Genomic DNA, 16,880 nt, shown 5'->3' on the forward strand with positions numbered 1-16,880 from the left:
TTTAACTGCCGGCCAAAGCCGACGGGCGCTTAGTTGCCGCCGAATCCGGTCGACGAGACGCTGCTCGTTGCAACGGAGCCCTTGCGATAGCCGTCTATAATTCCGCTTCGCTGTTCCGCATCGATCGGCGTTTGCGCGCGCGGCGCGACCAGATCGGTCGGGTTTGCGACCTGGGCTGCGAGATTGTTCTGCTGGGCACAGCCGAAGTTATAGTAATTCTGATTGTCGAAGGGTCTGTCCGCCAAGTCTTCGGGCCACTGGCCACATGCATTGGTGACGGCCGTGGTCGCCATGAAGCGTAGCCGGATTGGTGTTGCGTCCGCCGCACCGCCGGCGGGATAGGAATTGTCGGCGATTCTCGACGACGGAATGCCGCTGGCGACGAGTTCCTGCCTTATTTGACGCCTCATACTTAACGCTGTCGGCGAGCTTATGGACCCGCGCGGCGACAGGATCTCTATGTTGCCCGTGGCATGGGCCCTATAGTCCTGGGCGAAGCCGCGAATGGTATCCCGCATGCCGGACGTTATGCGGCGATCGCCTTCGGAGACGGGAATGTCGACGTTATGCTCTGCCTGCGTCAGGACTATTGGATGACGCTGGCGATAGTCGTCCGGGATGCCGCCGGTGGTCAGATCATCTTTGTTTGCGCAACCGCTGACAACCGCGACCATCGCGATCACGACAAGCGAGGCTAAGCGCAGGCGGGCGACGCGATGGGGGATGTGATCGATGCCGGTCATCGCATGCTCGCTTTCTATTCTGGTTGAGTTCGTCATCGTTCACCCGCCCCTTACTTGTAGATGAAGCCGACGGAGCCATGGAACTCGGCATCCGCGACAGGGGTGTCACGACGGCCATAGACCTTGTTGACACGGTTCATGAGGAAGGCGCTCGCGTCACCCGCCGGAGAAAAATTATCGTCGGGTCTTGCAAGCGCATTCCGCGCCACTGGTCGAACCAGGTAGGGCGTAGCGATGATGACCAGTTCGCTTTCATCTCGCTGGACGTTCTTTTGACGAAAGAGGGCGCCAAGGATCGGGATTTTCGAAGCGCCGGGCGTACCATTCGTGGTCTGTTGAGAATTGTCGCTCAGAAGCCCTGCAAGGGCGATCGAGCCACCGGATGGCAATTCCACCGAGGTGTCGGCCGAGCGGTTGTTGTAGGTGGGGGCACCGGTCGAGCCGCTGGGAGCCGGCTCGGAGACCTGAGTCTGGATATGAAGGCTTATTCTGCCTGCGGAGAGCACGACTGGCGTAAAAGCAAGGCTTATGCCGTAATTATACGGCGTAATCGTTACGACCCCGTTATTGTCCGTCGTCGAGTAGAGCGCCTGGCCACCGGACTTGAAGGTTGCAGGCTGTCCCGAAATGGCTGTCAATGTCGGCTCCGCCAGGGTGCGGATTGCCTTCCCCTGCTCAAGAGCATTCAGATAGGTCGAGATATCATATTTGCCTATAGAGCTTTTGAACAGGGCCGCAAGACCGCCGCCTGCGAGTGCTACCGGGGCATCGCTTGCCGGGGCACCGAGTTGCGCAACAGTCAGACCAGACGAATTGCCGACCAGATTGTCGAATCCGATCTGCTTCAGGACGGTGCGTTTAATTTCGGCAACGGTGACCTTGAGCGTCACCTGGTCTTCGCCCTCGATCTGAAGCAAATTGACAATCTGCGAGGTCTGGCGGCTTTCGGCGAAGAGCGCGACCGAACTGTCGCCGCCCGTACCGCTTGCTGTTTCATTGCGGGTCGTCGCCTCGCCTCCCTTGAGAAAGGCCTGCGCTAGGTCAGCGGCGCGAGACGCGTCCTGGGGCGTACGGACAGTTCCGGTCAGCACGATATTGTCGGAGACGATCTCGACGTTGATGTCCGAGTCCGGAATGAAGCGCTTGAGGTTTGATTGCAGACCGTTGATGTCGCGTTCGATTTCGATATCCAGGCTGGCAATTTGCTCGCCATTGGCGCCGAAGACAAAAATATTGGTTTGTCCGACTGTCTTGCCGAATAGATAGATGCGCCGTGAGGTGCGGGTCACTGCATCGGCCATCTTGGGATCGGAAACCAGGATATCGTGCGCATCTGCGGGCAGATCGACGACCACAGCTTTGTTGAGGCCGAGCTTCAGCCGCTTGTGACTGCCTATGCCGGCGACGGTGACGATACTATCCGCGCCCTCCGCCATGGCGCTGGCCATTCGCAGCGAGGCTGGTATCTCACGGAAAGGAAGGCCGCCGAGAGCGACCGAGAATGAAATCACGGTTGAGAAGGCAAGACCGGCTCTCTTTTGAATATTTCCCATGGTCTGGCCTCTATTGTACCTTGATTGGGGCAGCGTTGCTGACGATCGCGCCTGACTTGATCACCTGGACAACAGAAGCGCCGCTGTCTCCGGTCAGCAGATAGTCGGCGGCTCCGGTGTCGGATTCCTGCGCGTCGGCCACCGAGCGCAATGCCATTGAAAGCCGGTCTGCCATCTGCTGGGCAACGGCCAGAACTTTCGTCTGATCGGGCGTCAGTTCGAGCGTGGCGGTGGTGCCGACGACAGACTTGGAGCCGTCCTGCTTTTGTTCGATCTGCTGATCGATCGCGAGCACGCGAACGTTGCTGAGCACTGTTTCGGTCTGGAATCTGACGGTGTCGCCCTTGCGCACCATGATGATGTCGACGCGATCATTTGGAAGGATGAAGCCGCCGGCCCCGGTTGCGACCGAGATTTCGGTGGCGACTGCACGCTTTCCCGAAGGCAGCAGCGACGACATGATCCGGCTGTTCGAGTCGGCAATCTTTTCCTCGCGGATCGGCTCGCCGTCAAAAATCGGAAGGCGCACTATGGCCCCAGTCAAATCCTTCAGGGCGTCTGGTCGGTCGGTCTGGGTTATGAAACCCTTGACCACTCCGCCCTGAGGCCAGGGCATCCAATGGATGGAGGCGTCGCTGAGCCTTGATCCAATGGGCAGATTGGCGCTCGCAGCCAGAACATTGATTGTCGGTTCTTTTTCAACGACCGCCTCGACCTGCGGCATGACATTGCGGCCGCCGGCCAGGCGCATCGCCAGGAGCCCGGCAACACCTGCGGCGACGACTGCCACTGCGAGTATCATTATGCGAGCGGGTTTCATGGTCATTCCTCGGGGAACTCAACTGTTCGCCTGAGGATGCTCTGCAATTGGTGTAATTATAGTTAACGAGAGACTTACAATTTAAGTTAATAAACGATTATCGTCAGTAACCGGTGCAGGGCCGTCAGACCTTATTCAATGAAGTTGGGCTAAAGCCGCCTCCACCAGCGGTGATGATGGGTAGGCCATGAATCCGCCGACACCGATTGCAAGTCCATAGGGGATCTTCTTGGCAACCAGCAGCGAGTTCGGCACTCGCAGGCCAATGACTGTGATAATGTCGACGCGAGCGCGGAGTGCCACGATAAGAACGGTAAGGAGCCCGCCCATGAGGCTCACGTAGATCACGAATTCCAGCAAGGATTGGTTGAAACCGAACCATAAGGCCGCGGCGCTCAGGAGTTTGGCGTCGCCACCGCCCATGACATTCAGGGCAAAGAGAGCAAAACAGACGCAGAACACGATCGCAGCGCCGCCGAAATACATTCCGATTTCAGGAAGGGATAGGCCAAGGAACGGTGCGACAAGAGTAAAGCCTCCTATCAGGATGACTGAAACCCGGTTGGGGATGGTCATAGTGAAAAGATCGGAGAGAGCCGCGATTGCAAGACACAAGGGGAAGATCAGGAAAATCGCAGCGCTTAACATTGTCAATCCCACCTCGTTAAAATCGCCGAAAACCGCTCGTGCGAGCGAGCGGTTTTCTTTATCGCAACAAGAGTGCTATCCAAACTTACTTGGTAGCAAGCGCAGCAGCGTTCATCTTCGTGGCGATGTTCGTGAACGTCGTGTTCAGCGCGCCGCCGATTGCAGTGGCGCCGGTGATGAGGGCAACGGAAATCAGGGCGGCGATCAGGCCATATTCGATTGCGGTCGCACCGGATTCGTCTTTCAGGAAGCGTGTGAAAAGCTTGGTCATGTCATACTCCACATTGTTGTCAGCACGTCCGCCAACTGTTTGCCGTTGTTCGGATGACAAGAAACTATCGAATGCCCGTTTCAATCGGCTTAAGGAAATGGGTTAACGCTTCGATAACGCCAAAAGGCCGAGAGTTTAGTTAACAATGCTTTTCACGTTTATCTGCATCTTTTATTGAATAAGGTAGTCGCAGTGCAATAGACGACATTGACTAGAGGTAGCAACTCGCGAGAATGTATCAAAGCATGGCGCAACACCAAGCTGAATCCCATATTGAATACTCTAAACCGACAAGTTGCCTCTGTTTTATACAGAATTTCGGCTCCTTAACGGTTCGTTCACTATTCTTTTTCATTGTATCGCGTAACCGTCCATCAAATCGCCGCTATGAGGCCAGCCAATGTCAACCCGCGGCAATACCGCCTTTCTTGCCTGCTCCCTCGCGGTGACCGGCCTGCTGCCGCATCTTGCGCAGGCACAGGACGACATGCTGCGGGTCTATATGGACCATGCGCGCATTCTGAAACTCGACCGCCCGGTCAGCAAAGTCATCGTCGGCAACGCGCAAGTTGCCGATGCGACCGTTGCGGACCCGAAGACGATTGTCCTCACCGGTCGCAACTTCGGGACGACAAACATTGTCCTTCTGGACGCCGACGGCAATGCGATTGTCGACGAACGCATCCTGGTATCGATAGACGAGGGCAATACGGTTCGTGTCTACCGACAGACCGATCGTTCCGTCCTCTCCTGCACCCCGAACTGCGAGGTGCATGCACAACAGAGTACCGCTGCTGCGCCCGCCAGCCCGTGAGGGTGGTAAATATCCCTAAACTGCGGGTGAACGGAGAAACGGAATATCAACAAAGGCCCGTTAGGCTGGCGCCGAACGCAAACAGATTCGGATACCGGTATGAAGGCAGATGATCATGAGGCAGACGAAACCGCTGAAACGCGGCACCCTGCCTCGTTGAGCAAACTGCGCCGGCTGCTGCGTTCCAAGGACGGAGCGACGGCGATCGAATTTGCACTGCTCGCCGTTCCCTATTTCATGATCATCTTTGCCATTATCGAGACATTCGTCGCTTTTACTGCCGAACAGCTGGTGACCAACGCAGTCGACACCTTGGGACGTCAGCTTCGTACCGGTCAGATCACATACAACATGGGCCGGAGTACCGACAAAAAGGACTTTGAATTCCGCCAGGCTTTCTGCAACGAAATTTCGATCCTGATTGCCTGTTCGGCGCTCGACATTTCCGGACCGCCCTCGAAGCTCTCAAAACTCTATCTCGACGTGGAAACCTATACTTCGTTTGGGGCAATTCCGACCGCTATCCCTTATGCAACCACCGCGCAGTATTCCGACATCAACTTCAGCGGATTCAAATATGCGCCCGGCGGTCCTAGCACGACCAATATGTTGCGGGCCTATTACCGCTGGCAGATCACGGCCGATATCGTCCGGCCTTATATCACCACAATTCGTACTACCGGCTCCGTCCCGACGGACTACCTCATCGTCGCAACGTCCGTTTTCCAGAATGAAAAATACCCTTGAGGGCGCCTTTGGACGAGCACAGCGAGCGGTCCGCGACCGCAAATGCACTGACGCACAGACTGCTGTCGACCCGGCTTGGCACTCTGCTTCGTCTCTTCGGGAGGGACCGTCGGGGCGTCGGCGCGATTGAATTCGCGATTATCGTACCGGTCCTGCTGTTGCTCTACCTGGGGGCAGCAGAAACGACCATCGCCCTGAGCTTTGCCAAACGCGCCAGCCGGTCGGCCGGCACCATCGCAGACATTGTCACGCAGCAGTCGCCATCGATCAACAAGACTTTCCTGGCCACCATGCCTGCCGTTGCCACCGCAACCTTCGCGCCATTCGGCACGACCGGCCTCACTCTGAAAATTTCAGGCATCACGATCGATGCAAGCGGCAAGGGGACGGTTACCTGGTCCTGGGCTCAGGATGGCAGCAAGCCTTATGTCGTAAACAGTCCCGTGACAGTGCCGACTGACTTGAGCACGCCGAGCTCGTTCCTTGTTCGTACCGAACTCAGCGTTCCCTATGCGCTCCCGACCTTTGGAACCGGCTTCCTCCCGTCGGGGACCAACACGATCAGTATCCAACGGCAATATTTTTATCGCCAGCGGCAGGGCACATCGATCCCCTGCAACGATTGCTGAGCGGCAGCCCCATCTCACGTCGAATATGAAAATTGCCAAGCCAGCGCGCCCGTTATATGGGTGACCGTCAATACGGCGACGGCACGCGGGAGCGAGCCCTATCGCGCCGAATAAAAAACGCTTGGGTGGAATATGGCGCGTGCCTTCCTTTTTGTTCTGGATTCCTTCGGCATCGGCGGCGCTCCCGATGCTGCGGCCTATGGCGATGAAGGAGCCAATACGCTCGGTCATATCGCCGAGTTTTGCGCGGCGGGCGCCGGTGATCGCGAAGGCTTGCGCTCCGGTCCGCTGATGCTTCCCAACATGTCGGCGCTAGGACTACTCCAGATCGCCAAAACGGCCACCGGCAACTATCCAGCCGGGATGCCGATGCCGGAGCGCGTCTACGGGCTCTACGGCTGCGCCAACGAAATATCGCGCGGCAAGGATACGCCGTCCGGTCATTGGGAAATCGCCGGCACGCCTGTTTCGTTCGACTGGGGCTATTTCCCTTTGGAAGGCGACGCTTTTCCCCCCGAACTGGTCAACACACTCTGCCAGGCCGCCGACCTGCCCGGCATTCTCGGCAATTGCCATGCCTCGGGCACCGACATCATCGACAAATATGGTGAGGAGCACATCCGAAGCGGCAAGCCGATCTGCTACACCTCGTCGGATTCGGTCTTCCAGATTGCCGCGCACGAAAAGCATTTCGGACTGGAAAGGCTGATGCACCTCAGCCAGATCGCACGCACCCTGCTCGATCCTTACAATATCGGCAGGGTTATCGCTCGCCCCTTCCTGGGTGAGACGCGGGCGACGTTCGAGCGCACCGGAAATCGCCGCGATTTCTCGGTTCCGCCGCCGGAGCCTACATTGCTCGACCGGCTGGTCGCGGACGGGCGGACAGTGCATGCCGTCGGCAAGATCGGCGACATCTTTGCACATCAGGGCGTGTCGTCAGTCATAAAGGCCAACGGCAACGCGGCGCTGATGGACGCGACACTCGAGGCCATGGAAACCGCTGCCGACGGCGACCTCGTTTTCACCAATTTCGTCGACTTCGACATGATCTATGGTCACCGGCGGAATGTTCCGGGATACGCCGCGGCGCTGGAGGCGTTCGATGCCCGGTTGCCGGAAGTGTATCGCAAGCTGAAACCCGGCGACCTCGTGATCATGACGGCCGACCACGGTTGCGACCCGACCTGGCGTGGTACTGACCATACCCGGGAACGGGTGCCGATCATCGCCTATGGACCAGGTCTCCGCTCCCGCTCCATCGGTATCCGCTCCACCTATGCCGATATCGGCGAAACGATAGCATATCATCTCGGCATAAAGGCCGGGCCGCATGGAAGGAGTTTCCTGTGACATCGCATTTGAGGAAGGTCGAGCTGCATTGCCATCTGGAAGGCGCTGCTCCCCCATCGCTTACCCAAAGCCAGGCGCAGAAATACAACGTCGACACCAGCGGTTTCATGCGCGACGGCATCTATCTCTGGAACGATTTCGCGGAATTCCTGGTCGCCTACGACAAAGTTTCGGAAGTCTATCGGACAGAAGAAGATTATGCGCTTCTGACCGAGGCCTATCTCGATGAACTGGCTGGCATCGGGACGATCTACAGCGAGCTGATCGTCTCGCCTGATCACGGCGATCGCATCGGGCTTGGGGCCGACGCCTACATGTCGGGCGTTTCGGCCGGCATCCGTGCGGCAAAGGCGAAGTCCGGCATCGAGGCGCGATTGATCGTCACCGGCGAGCGGCACTTCGGTCCCGAGCGCGTCATCAACGCTGCCGAATATGCGGCAAAAAGCGACAATCCGCTCATTACCGGTTTCAACATGGCCGGCGAGGAGCGCATGGGGCGCGTGGCGGACTATGCGCGTGCATTCGATATCGCACGGGAAGCCGGCCTCGGCATCACCATTCATGCCGGCGAAATCTGCGGTGCCTTCAGCGTTGCCGACGCGATCGATCTCGTGAAGCCGTCGCGGATCGGCCATGGCGTACGCGCCGTCGAGGATGCGGATCTGGTGAAGCGGCTTGCCGATCTCGGCACAGTGCTCGAGGTTTGCCCCGGCTCCAATATCGCGCTCGGCGTCTTTCCCGATTTCGCCTCGCATCCCCTGCGGGCGCTCAGGGATGCGGGCGTTCGCGTCACTCTCAATTCCGATGATCCGCCGTTCTTCCATACCTCGCTGAAGCGAGAATATGATCTCGCCTCCACTGCCTTCGGCTTTAGCGACGACGAGATCAACGCGATGACGCGTACTGCGATCGAAGCCGCATTTGTCGATGAGGAAACGCGACGGGCACTGCTTGCGAAGATATGAGGGTGCTCAAGCGCCCGGAGACTGGGGATGACGTCGGACGAAATCAGCCTATTCTCTTGCGGCCGGATCGAATTCCGTGAAAGAAACGTCTGATACGAGGAAATTGTCGGAAGGCTGAAACCATGGACGGCGTCACTGTCATCGATCATCCGCTTGTGCAGCACAAGCTCACCATCATGCGGCGCAAGGACACGTCGACGGGAAGTTTCCGCCGCTTGTTGCGAGAGATATCGACGTTGCTCTGCTACGAGGTCACTCGTGACCTCGAACTCACCATGGAGACGATAGAGACCCCGTTGCAGACGATGGAATCGCCGATCCTCGAGGGCAAGAAGCTGGTCTTCGCCTCTATCCTGCGCGCTGGCAACGGACTGCTCGAAGGGATGCTCGACCTCGTCCCCTCGGCGCGCGTCTCGCATATCGGCGTCTATCGCGACCATGAAACCCTGCAACCGGTCGAATATTATTTCAAGGCGCCGGAAGACATTGCGGAACGGCTGATCATTGTGGTCGACCCGATGCTTGCCACGGGTAACTCCTCGATCGCGGCGATCGACAAGCTGAAGGAACGTGGCGCACACAATATCCGCTTCCTCTGCCTGCTTGCAGCGCCTGAAGGTCTTGCGAATTTTCGCGCCGCTCATCCCGATGTGCCGGTCTATACCGCGTCTATCGACAGCCACCTCAACGAGAAGGGCTATATCGTTCCCGGTCTCGGCGATGCCGGTGACCGCATGTATGGGACGAAGTGAACTGACTGCCCATTAACGGCATATCTGCTGACGTAGGCCCGGCAAATCGCACCGCCGGGCTTTTTTTGCGACCGCATTAGCAACTTGTCAGTATTCGCGGATTAAGGATAGCGGATCATCACGCCTCGCATGAAGTGGAGGTTCGTACAGGAAGGATTCTTGTTGATGCTCGTGCGAGTTCTTGTTTTTGCCGGCGTAATCGCCATTGTCGCTGCGGAAGTCCCGTCTTTTCTTGAAAAAGGCATCCCGGCTACCGATCCCCAGACTTCAGTCTTGAGCGTAGCCATGCCGCAACAGCAGCCGATGGATGTCGACCCGCACGGCAATGTCCGGCTGAAGGCAAACACGCAGGGCCACTATACTGCCGATTTCAAGATCAACGGCAAACCGGTTCAAGGCTTGATCGACACGGGCGCGACCTATGTCGCCGTCAACGAGAGCACAGCGCGCCACCTTGGCTTTGGCGCTGCGAATCTCGATTTCCGCAATTCCGTAAATACCGCCAACGGAGAGACGAAGGCGGCATTTGTCAGGCTCGATCGGATCGAGATCGGCCCTATTCGGGTGCGCGATGTCGATGCCCTGGTGCTGAGAGACTCCGCATTGAGCTCGACGCTGATCGGCGTGAGCTTCCTGAAGCGGCTCGCTTCCTACAGTGTCGAAGATGGGGCGTTGCGTCTTACCGAGTAGGGAAACCCTTCAAAGACGGTGGACGATTATCGGAGTCAGTTCCGGCTGCATTTCCGCTATCCGATAGCTGGCGGCAATTTCGGCCGATGCCCTTTCAGCGGATGCCTCATCGACCGCGTGAACGGTTGCGATCTCGTCGCCCTTGCGGACCTCAGTCCCGAGCGCGAGAATATCCGTGAAGCCGACCCGGTGGTCAATCTCGTCCTGCGGACGGCGACGGCCGCCGCCGAGGTCGATAACGCTCATGCCGATGGCGCGTGCATCGCATGCAGCGAGCCAACCATCCGCGCTGGCGAGGACCGGACGCCGGACCGGCGCTGATTGGAGATATCTGTCGGGGTTTTCCAGAAGGTCGGCCGGACCACCGAGCCCGTGGACCATTCGACTGAAGACTTCAGCAGCTTTGCCCGAGGACAGCGCTCGCCGGGCCATGGCCTCGCCCTCGGGCAGCGACGTCGCCAACTTCGAGCTGAAAAGCATTTCCGCTGCGAAAGCTAGGACGACCGCCTCGATGCGCGTACTCGATTTCCTGCCCGCCAGGAAATCGAGGCAATGACGCAGCTCGACCACGTTTCCGGCAGCATCCGCGAGAGGCTGGTTCATGTCGGTTATCAGTGCAGATGTTTTCACGCCGGCACCATTGGCGACATCCACCAGGGAACGGGCCAGTGTTTCCGCTTCCTCCCGGCTCGTCATGAAAGCGCCGTTGCCGACTTTCACGTCGAGCACCAGTGTTTCGAGGCCGGCCGCCAGCTTCTTCGACAGGATGGATGCGGTGATCAGCGGCACGCTATCGACAGTTGCCGTCACATCCCGCACCGCATAGAGCCTGCCGTCCGCAGGCGCCAGCGATCCTGTCTGGCCGATGATGGCGCAGCCGACCTCTTCGACAACCTTGCGGAAGCGAGTTGCATCCGGCGTGATGGTGTAACCCGGGATCGATTCCAGTTTGTCGAGCGTGCCGCCCGTGTGGCCGAGGCCACGACCGGAGATCATCGGTACCGCAAGCCCGCAGGCGGCCGCGATCGGCGCCAGCATCAGCGAGACGTTGTCGCCGATGCCGCCGGTCGAATGCTTGTCGGCAATGGGTCGTCCGATACCGGACCATGACAGGGTGTCGCCGGAGCGCGCCATCGCCAGCGTCAGCGCGACGGTTTCCTCGCGCGACATCCCGCAAAACCAGACTGCCATGGCAAAAGCGCCTATCTGGCTTTCGGCAAGCTCATTTTTCGCAAGGGCACCAATGAAACCCTCGATGTCGGCGACCGACAGTGCGCTGCCGTCACGCTTCCGCTTGATGATCTCCTGGGGAATCATCGTTCAATAGCCGGCAGCGAGCGTAGTCGATTCACCGCCGCTCAATACAGCAAGGATGTCATCGAGCAGGCCCGATGCGCCGAAACGGAAGGTCGACGGCATTGCCCAGTCCGGCGTCATGATCGTCTCGGCAAGGCTCAGGTAGAGAGCAGCTTCGTTCACCGAGCCAATTCCCCCCGCCGGCTTGAAGCCGACCTTGCGGCCGCTGTGACGAATTGCCCGCAGCATGATGTCGGCGGTTTCCAGCGTTGCGTTGACGGCGACCTTGCCGGTCGATGTCTTGATGAAGTCGGCGCCGGCGTCGATCGCCAGTTCGGAGGCGCGCTGGATCAGCGCCACGTCCTTGAGTTCGCCGGTCTCGAGGATGACCTTCAGGAGCGTTGGCGATGTGCATTCGGCGCGCACTGCCGTTACCATATCGATGACGGCCTGTTCGTCGCCGGCGAGCAACGCGCGATAGGGGATGACGAGATCGATCTCATCGGCGCCGTCGGCGATTGCTTCCCGCGCTTCAGCCGCGACATCGGCGATTTCCATGTCGCCGGCTGGAAAATTCACCACTGTTGCTATCCTGACGGGGTGTTCCGGGCCAAGAAGGCCGCGGGCTTGCGCCACGAAACGCGGCCAGATGCAGATGGCGGCGCTGTTGCCGAAAGGGGTCTGCGCGCGGGCGCAAAGCGTCACGATCTGCGCATCGGTGCAGTCGTCCTTCAAATTGGTGAGATCGAGAAGAGACAAGGCAACCGCCGCGGTCTCTCTCAGAGAATGATTGTTATTCACTGTCGTTTCCTCCGCCCGCAATCATCTCTTTCAAGATTGCGGCAAGACGAGCGCCACCGACGGGCGCCATGTCTTTCGTTTCCTCATGCGTGAGTTCGCTGCCGGTCATGCCGGCACCATAGTTAGTGATGACCGAAGCCGCCACAACCCTTAGGCCGAAAAGACGCGCGAGAATAACTTCAGGAACGGTCGACATCCCGACTGCATCCGCTCCGAGAATCCGCGCCATGCGAATCTCAGCCGGCGTTTCGAAGCTCGGGCCGGAAAACCACATGTAGACGCCTTGCGAGAGCGCTATACCGAGCTTTTCCGCCGCCAGCCGCATACGCGCCGACAGATCCTTGTCGTAGGCGTTGGTCATGCCGACGAAACGCCTATCGCTTTCCTCGCCGACCAGCGGGTTCATCCCGGAATAGTTGATATGGTCGGTGATCTCCATCACCGAGCCCGGCGGCATGTCGTCCCGCAGCGATCCGGCCGAATTCGTCAATATCAGAGACTGCACGCCAAGGCCCAGGAGGGCCTCGATGGGCAAGCGCATCGCATTGGCATCGCCCTTCTCGTAATAGTGCACGCGGCCCGAGAGCATGATGACCGGCACGTCGCCGAGATAGCCGGCCACAAGTTCGCCGGCGTGACCGGAAACCGCACTGACGGGGAAGCCCGGCAGGTCCGCGTAGGCCATGCGAACCGGATTCCTCAATGCACTGACGAGCGTGCCGAGACCGGAGCCGAGGATGATGCCATGACGCGGCGCCATTTCCCCGAGCTTCTCACGGAGCAGGTTGACGACGCCGGTCATCCCAGTATCTCGGTCGCAAAGCCGAAGGGAAGCATTTCCTCCATCGACATGGTCTTCTTCACGCCGACCTCGTCGCAGAGGTAGATCTTGGTGTCCTTGCTGGCGAATTCGGCGATCTTCTGCCGGCAGCCGCCGCAGGGCGGGCAAAGTGCCAGCTTCTCGGCGATGACGGCCATCTCGACGATCTTCCTGGCCCCGCCCATGATCATCATGCTGATCGCAGTCGGTTCGGCACACCACCCTTGAGGGAACGACAGGTTCTCGATATTCGCCCCCGCGTAGATCTTGCCGTCGTCGGCGCGGATCGCTGCCCCCACCGGAAATTTCGAATAGGGAGCGTGGGCGAAGGCCATCGCGTTGCGGGCTGCTTCGAACAGATCATGCGACATGAGATCAGCGCTCCTTTGTGTAGGGCACGCCCCCGGCCTTTGGCGGATGGGCGACGCCGATGAAACCTGCAAGCAGGATGCAGGTCAAGACATAGGGCAACGCCTGGAAGAACTGCACCGGAACTTCGCCGATGAAAGGCACGGCCTTGCCCTGCATGAAATTGGCGAAAGCATCAAGGAAACCGAAGAGCAGGCAGGCAAACATGACGGGCACTGGCTTCCATTTGGCAAAGATCAGCGCGGCCAGGGCGATATATCCCTTGCCGGCCGACATGTTCTCGATGAAGGCGGCAGACTGGGCGGTCGACAGATAGGCGCCAGAGAAGCCGCAGAGAAAACCGGCGCAAAGAACCGCGCGATATCGGAGCCAGGTAACCGAAATCCCTGCCGTATCGACAGCGCCCGGATTTTCGCCGACCGCCCGCAGGCGCAGGCCGAAGCGGGTGCGATAAAGGATCCACCAGGAGAGTGGCACGGCGACGAAGGCGAGATAGGTGAGAGCGTTGTTGCCGGAGATGACGTTGGCATAGAGCGGCCCGATGATCGGCACGCTGCGCAGGGATTCGGCACCCGGAAGGATGATAGCGCCGAAGCGAGCCTCGGCACCGAGCTGCGGCGTGCGTCCGCCCTGGCTGAACCAGGCCTGGCCGAGAACCACGGTCAGACCGGCCACCAGGAAATTGATGGCGACGCCAGAGATGATCTGATTGCCGCGGTTTGTGATCGATGCGAAGCCATGCAAGGCGCTGAATGCCACCGATGTGCCGATCGCGGCCAGCAGCCCGAGCCACGGCGAACCGGTTAGATAGGCTACAGTTGCGGCCGCGAAGGCGCCGCCCAGCATCTTGCCTTCAAGACCGATGTCGAAGACGCCCGCTCGCTCGGAAAACAGGCCGGCAAGGGCGGTGAATATCAGCGGGATCGACAGCCGGATCGTGGAGCCCAGAATGCTGATGAGGGTATCGTAATACATCATGATACCGCCCTCGCTCCGGCAAGTGTTTGATAGATCCGCACGAAGGTCGGGCGGAGCATGAATTCCAGCGCGCCGACGAACAGAATGACGAGACCCTGGATCATAAGGATCATGTTGCGGTTGATCTCCGGCATATCGAAGGAGACAGCGTCGCCTCCCTGGTAGAGCACGCCGAACAGGATTGCGGCCAGGATGATGCCGAACGGATGGTTGCGGCCCATCAGGGCGACGGCGATACCGACATAGCCGGCGCCACCGACGAACTCGACCTGAAGGCGCGCCGAGGAACCCATGACGGGGTTTAGCGCCATCATGCCGGCGAGGCCGCCTGATATCAGCATGGCGATGATGACGGTGCGGGCATAGGGGATGCCGGCATAGACCGCCGCTGTCGGACTGAGGCCGAGGGTGCGCATTTCATAGCCGAGCTTGGTGCGCCAGATCAGCAGCCAGACGAGGAAGGCCATGACCAGCGCGATCAGGAACGAGACGTTGAGTGGCGCAGAGCCGATCGTGGTATCGAACATGGCCATCAGCCAATCGAGCTTCGGCAACTGCCCGCCTTCAAGGAAGGTCCTCGTTTCCGGCGCCATCTTGCCGGGCACGATCAATACGTGCGCGAGCAGATAGACCATCAACGGCGCGCCGATGAAATTGAACATGATGGTGGTGATGACGATGTGGCTGCCGCGCTTAGCCTGAAGCCAGGCCGGAACGAAGGCCCACGCGGCACCGAAGATGGCCGCACCGACGATTGCGAAAGGCATCGTCACATACCACGGAACATAATGATCGAGCGCCAGCGCGACTAGCGCGCAGCCGAGGCCGCCGAGATAGGCCTGGCCTTCCGAGCCTATGTTGAAAAGACCGGCATGGACTGCGACGGCGACCGAGAGGCCTGTAAAGATGAAGCTTGTGGCATAGAACAGCGTGAAGCCGATGCCTTCACCATTGCCGAGCGCGCCCTGCACCAGCAGCACCAGCGCATCGATCGGGTTCTCGCCGATCAGCCAGACAACGAAGCCGGACACAAGGAAAGCCAGTACAAGGTTCACCAGCGGGATCAGGACATAGGTGATCCAATTGGGAAGCGGAACGGAAGCAGTGCTCATCTAGGCCTCATGCGGCAATGCCGGCCATCATCAGGCCGAGGGTCTGTTCACCGGCGTCAGCCGTCTTTTCGCCGACGACGTGGCCGGCGAACATCACGAGGATACGATCAGACAGCGCACGGATCTCGTCCAATTCCACCGAAACCAGCAAAATAGCCTTGCCGGCATCGCGCATCTCAATGATCCGGCGATGGATGAATTCGATGGCGCCGATGTCGACGCCGCGGGTCGGCTGGCCGATCAGCAGCATCTTCGGATCGCGCTCGATCTCACGGGCAACGACGATCTTCTGCTGATTGCCGCCGGAGAAATTGGCGGTCCGCAACCGCGCATTCGGCGGGCGGATGTCATATTTCTTGATCTTGTCCTCCGCATCCTTTCGCATCGCGTCGAGATTGAGGAACGGGCCTCTGCTGTAGGCCGGATCATGATGATAGCCGAGCACCGAGTTCTCGTATTCCTCGAACTTCAACACCAGCCCCATGTGATGCCGGTCTTCTGGAATATGAGCGAGCCCCAACGAGCGCAGGAGAGCGGGATCGACCTTGTCGATCGTCTTGCCGTTCAAGAGAATCTCGCCGGATGCGGGTTTGCGGATGCCGGCCAGCGCCTCCAGCAGTTCCGACTGGCCGTTGCCGGCGACACCCGCTATGCCGACGATTTCACCGGCGCGAACGTCGAAGGAGACATTGTCGACCATGACGACGCCGCGACTGTCCTTGACCGTGAGATTACGGACGGAAAGAACGAAATCACCTGGATTGGCGGGCCCCTTCTCGACGCGGAGCAGCACCCGGCGACCAACCATCAGCTCGGCTAGCTCCTCGACGGTCGTCTCCGACGTCTTGCGGGTCGCAACCATCTCGCCGCGGCGCATGACCGACACCGTATCAGTGATCGCCATGATCTCGCGCAGCTTGTGGGTGATGAGGATAACGGTCTTGCCCTGATCGCGCAGGACGCGAAGAATGCGAAAGAGATGATCCGCTTCGGCCGGCGTCAGCACGCCCGTCGGCTCGTCGAGAATAAGGATCTCGGCGCCGCGATACATCGCCTTCAATATCTCGACGCGCTGCTGCAGCCCAACCGGCAGCTCTTCAATCACGGCGTCCGGATCGACTTCCAGACCGTAATCGGTCTCCAGCCGCTTGAGCTCGGTGCGCGCGGAGGCAACACCCCTGGCAAGAAGCGCACCGCCTTCGACCCCAAGCATGACGTTTTCCAGCACCGTGAAATTTTCAACCAGCATGAAATGCTGATGCACCATGCCGATGCCGGTGGCGATCGCGGCCTGGCTGTCGCGTATGACCACAGGAGTGCCGTTGACGCGGATTTCGCCGCTGTCGGCATGATAGAAGCCGTAGATGATCGACATCAGTGTCGACTTGCCGGCACCGTTCTCGCCGATGATCCCGTGGATCGTACCCTTGGCAACGGTCAGATTGATGTCTTTATTCGCGTGGACCGTACCGAATTTCTTATCGATACCCACAAGTTCGATGGCGGGCGATTGGCTCAC

General features: G+C 59.3%; 19 protein-coding genes. 7 read left to right on the forward strand and 12 right to left on the reverse strand.

The genetic code is table 11. The features are described from left to right. Positions 1-29: 29 nt before the first annotated feature. The 5 genes from CPY51_RS04915 to CPY51_RS04935 all read right to left on the reverse strand — a co-directional run bounded on the left by CPY51_RS04915 (position 30) and on the right by CPY51_RS04935 (position 4,035). Positions 30-743 (reverse strand): CpaD family pilus assembly protein, encoded by a 714-nt coding sequence (locus CPY51_RS04915; RefSeq protein ID WP_111158953.1) that lies wholly within the window; start codon positions 741-743, stop codon positions 30-32. A 50-nt stretch (positions 744-793) separates the two neighbouring features. Then, positions 794-2,296, reverse strand: coding sequence for a type II and III secretion system protein family protein (locus tag CPY51_RS04920; RefSeq protein ID WP_111158955.1), 1,503 nt, complete (start codon positions 2,294-2,296; stop codon positions 794-796). Between the two features lie 10 nt (positions 2,297-2,306). After that, positions 2,307-3,116, reverse strand: a complete 810-nt coding sequence (gene cpaB, locus CPY51_RS04925; RefSeq protein ID WP_111158957.1) for a Flp pilus assembly protein CpaB — start codon at positions 3,114-3,116, stop codon at positions 2,307-2,309. Positions 3,117-3,251: 135 nt separating this feature from the next. Further along, the gene (locus CPY51_RS04930) at positions 3,252-3,764 is read right to left on the reverse strand and encodes an A24 family peptidase (protein ID WP_111158959.1); all 513 of its coding nucleotides are present in this window, start codon (positions 3,762-3,764) and stop codon (positions 3,252-3,254) included. An 85-nt stretch (positions 3,765-3,849) separates the two neighbouring features. Further along, positions 3,850-4,035 carry a Flp family type IVb pilin gene (locus CPY51_RS04935; RefSeq protein WP_111158961.1) on the reverse strand — a complete coding sequence of 62 codons (186 nt, stop codon included), beginning with the start codon at positions 4,033-4,035 and terminating at the stop codon, positions 3,850-3,852. A gap of 400 nt (positions 4,036-4,435) precedes the next feature. Between CPY51_RS04935 and CPY51_RS04940 the strand changes: the two genes are divergently transcribed. The 7 genes from CPY51_RS04940 (at position 4,436) to CPY51_RS04970 (ending at position 9,985) form a co-directional block, all read left to right on the forward strand. Next, a complete protein-coding gene (locus tag CPY51_RS04940; protein WP_111158963.1) occupies positions 4,436-4,849 on the forward strand; it encodes a pilus assembly protein N-terminal domain-containing protein in 414 nt (137 codons plus the stop codon). A gap of 99 nt (positions 4,850-4,948) precedes the next feature. After that, entirely contained in the window at positions 4,949-5,596 is a 648-nt protein-coding gene (locus CPY51_RS04945; RefSeq protein ID WP_111158965.1) for a TadE/TadG family type IV pilus assembly protein, read from the forward strand. A 47-nt stretch (positions 5,597-5,643) separates the two neighbouring features. After that, complete coding sequence (locus tag CPY51_RS04950; RefSeq protein WP_111159104.1) at positions 5,644-6,225, forward strand: TadE/TadG family type IV pilus assembly protein; 582 nt, start codon at positions 5,644-5,646, stop codon at positions 6,223-6,225. A 132-nt stretch (positions 6,226-6,357) separates the two neighbouring features. After that, entirely contained in the window at positions 6,358-7,578 is a 1,221-nt protein-coding gene (locus tag CPY51_RS04955) for a phosphopentomutase (RefSeq protein ID WP_111158967.1), read from the forward strand. Next, the gene (locus tag CPY51_RS04960; protein WP_111158969.1) at positions 7,575-8,543 is read left to right on the forward strand and encodes an adenosine deaminase; all 969 of its coding nucleotides are present in this window, start codon (positions 7,575-7,577) and stop codon (positions 8,541-8,543) included. Before CPY51_RS04955 ends, CPY51_RS04960 begins: the two co-directional genes overlap by 4 nt. Before the next feature lie 122 nt (positions 8,544-8,665). Beyond that, positions 8,666-9,295, forward strand: a complete 630-nt coding sequence (gene upp / locus CPY51_RS04965) for a uracil phosphoribosyltransferase (protein ID WP_111158971.1) — start codon at positions 8,666-8,668, stop codon at positions 9,293-9,295. 165 nt (positions 9,296-9,460) lie between these two features. Further along, positions 9,461-9,985: a TIGR02281 family clan AA aspartic protease gene (locus CPY51_RS04970; RefSeq protein WP_111159106.1), complete on the forward strand. Its 525-nt coding sequence runs from the start codon at positions 9,461-9,463 to the stop codon at positions 9,983-9,985. 9 nt (positions 9,986-9,994) lie between these two features. Here CPY51_RS04970 and deoA read toward each other — a convergent pair whose 3' ends face one another. The 7 genes from deoA to CPY51_RS05005 are packed head-to-tail and all read right to left on the reverse strand — an operon-like array spanning position 9,995 to position 16,880. Further along, a complete protein-coding gene (gene deoA / locus CPY51_RS04975; RefSeq protein ID WP_111158973.1) occupies positions 9,995-11,302 on the reverse strand; it encodes a thymidine phosphorylase in 1,308 nt (435 codons plus the stop codon). A gap of 3 nt (positions 11,303-11,305) precedes the next feature. Beyond that, on the reverse strand, positions 11,306-12,082 hold the full coding sequence (gene deoC, locus CPY51_RS04980) for a deoxyribose-phosphate aldolase (protein ID WP_111158975.1): 777 nt from the start codon (positions 12,080-12,082) through the stop codon (positions 11,306-11,308). After that, complete coding sequence (locus CPY51_RS04985; protein WP_111158977.1) at positions 12,075-12,884, reverse strand: purine-nucleoside phosphorylase; 810 nt, start codon at positions 12,882-12,884, stop codon at positions 12,075-12,077. The genes deoC and CPY51_RS04985 overlap by 8 nt, the downstream gene beginning before the upstream one ends. Further along, positions 12,881-13,273 carry a cytidine deaminase gene (locus tag CPY51_RS04990; protein ID WP_111158979.1) on the reverse strand — a complete coding sequence of 131 codons (393 nt, stop codon included), beginning with the start codon at positions 13,271-13,273 and terminating at the stop codon, positions 12,881-12,883. Before CPY51_RS04990 ends, CPY51_RS04985 begins: the two co-directional genes overlap by 4 nt. A gap of 4 nt (positions 13,274-13,277) precedes the next feature. Continuing rightward, positions 13,278-14,249: an ABC transporter permease gene (locus tag CPY51_RS04995; RefSeq protein WP_111158981.1), complete on the reverse strand. Its 972-nt coding sequence runs from the start codon at positions 14,247-14,249 to the stop codon at positions 13,278-13,280. Then, positions 14,246-15,361, reverse strand: a complete 1,116-nt coding sequence (locus CPY51_RS05000; RefSeq protein WP_111158983.1) for an ABC transporter permease — start codon at positions 15,359-15,361, stop codon at positions 14,246-14,248. The genes CPY51_RS04995 and CPY51_RS05000 overlap by 4 nt, the downstream gene beginning before the upstream one ends. Positions 15,362-15,368: 7 nt before the next feature. Next, complete coding sequence (locus CPY51_RS05005) at positions 15,369-16,880, reverse strand: ABC transporter ATP-binding protein (RefSeq protein ID WP_111158985.1); 1,512 nt, start codon at positions 16,878-16,880, stop codon at positions 15,369-15,371.

Origin of the sequence: Arminella tubonensis, from assembly GCF_003240585.1 — a bacterium.
In the GTDB taxonomy this organism is placed as follows: domain Bacteria; phylum Pseudomonadota; class Alphaproteobacteria; order Rhizobiales; family Rhizobiaceae; genus Rhizobium; species Rhizobium tubonense.

What these genes read in the sequence shown, in the direction of transcription:
- CPY51_RS04995 (WP_111158981.1), bottom strand. Translation starts at nt 14,249, where the DNA reads ATGATGTATTACGATACCCTCATCAGCATTCTGGGCTCCACGATCCGG.
- upp (WP_111158971.1), top strand. Translation starts at nt 8,666, where the DNA reads ATGGACGGCGTCACTGTCATCGATCATCCGCTTGTGCAGCACAAGCTC.
- CPY51_RS04920 (WP_111158955.1), bottom strand. Translation starts at nt 2,296, where the DNA reads ATGGGAAATATTCAAAAGAGAGCCGGTCTTGCCTTCTCAACCGTGATT.
- deoA (WP_111158973.1), bottom strand. Translation starts at nt 11,302, where the DNA reads ATGATTCCCCAGGAGATCATCAAGCGGAAGCGTGACGGCAGCGCACTG.
- CPY51_RS04990 (WP_111158979.1), bottom strand. Translation starts at nt 13,273, where the DNA reads ATGTCGCATGATCTGTTCGAAGCAGCCCGCAACGCGATGGCCTTCGCC.
- CPY51_RS04955 (WP_111158967.1), top strand. Translation starts at nt 6,358, where the DNA reads ATGGCGCGTGCCTTCCTTTTTGTTCTGGATTCCTTCGGCATCGGCGGC.
- cpaB (WP_111158957.1), bottom strand. Translation starts at nt 3,116, where the DNA reads ATGAAACCCGCTCGCATAATGATACTCGCAGTGGCAGTCGTCGCCGCA.
- CPY51_RS04930 (WP_111158959.1), bottom strand. Translation starts at nt 3,764, where the DNA reads ATGTTAAGCGCTGCGATTTTCCTGATCTTCCCCTTGTGTCTTGCAATC.
- CPY51_RS04945 (WP_111158965.1), top strand. Translation starts at nt 4,949, where the DNA reads ATGAAGGCAGATGATCATGAGGCAGACGAAACCGCTGAAACGCGGCAC.
- CPY51_RS04935 (WP_111158961.1), bottom strand. Translation starts at nt 4,035, where the DNA reads ATGACCAAGCTTTTCACACGCTTCCTGAAAGACGAATCCGGTGCGACC.
- CPY51_RS04985 (WP_111158977.1), bottom strand. Translation starts at nt 12,884, where the DNA reads ATGACCGGCGTCGTCAACCTGCTCCGTGAGAAGCTCGGGGAAATGGCG.
- CPY51_RS05000 (WP_111158983.1), bottom strand. Translation starts at nt 15,361, where the DNA reads ATGAGCACTGCTTCCGTTCCGCTTCCCAATTGGATCACCTATGTCCTG.
- CPY51_RS04970 (WP_111159106.1), top strand. Translation starts at nt 9,461, where the DNA reads ATGCTCGTGCGAGTTCTTGTTTTTGCCGGCGTAATCGCCATTGTCGCT.
- CPY51_RS04940 (WP_111158963.1), top strand. Translation starts at nt 4,436, where the DNA reads ATGTCAACCCGCGGCAATACCGCCTTTCTTGCCTGCTCCCTCGCGGTG.
- CPY51_RS04915 (WP_111158953.1), bottom strand. Translation starts at nt 743, where the DNA reads ATGACCGGCATCGATCACATCCCCCATCGCGTCGCCCGCCTGCGCTTA.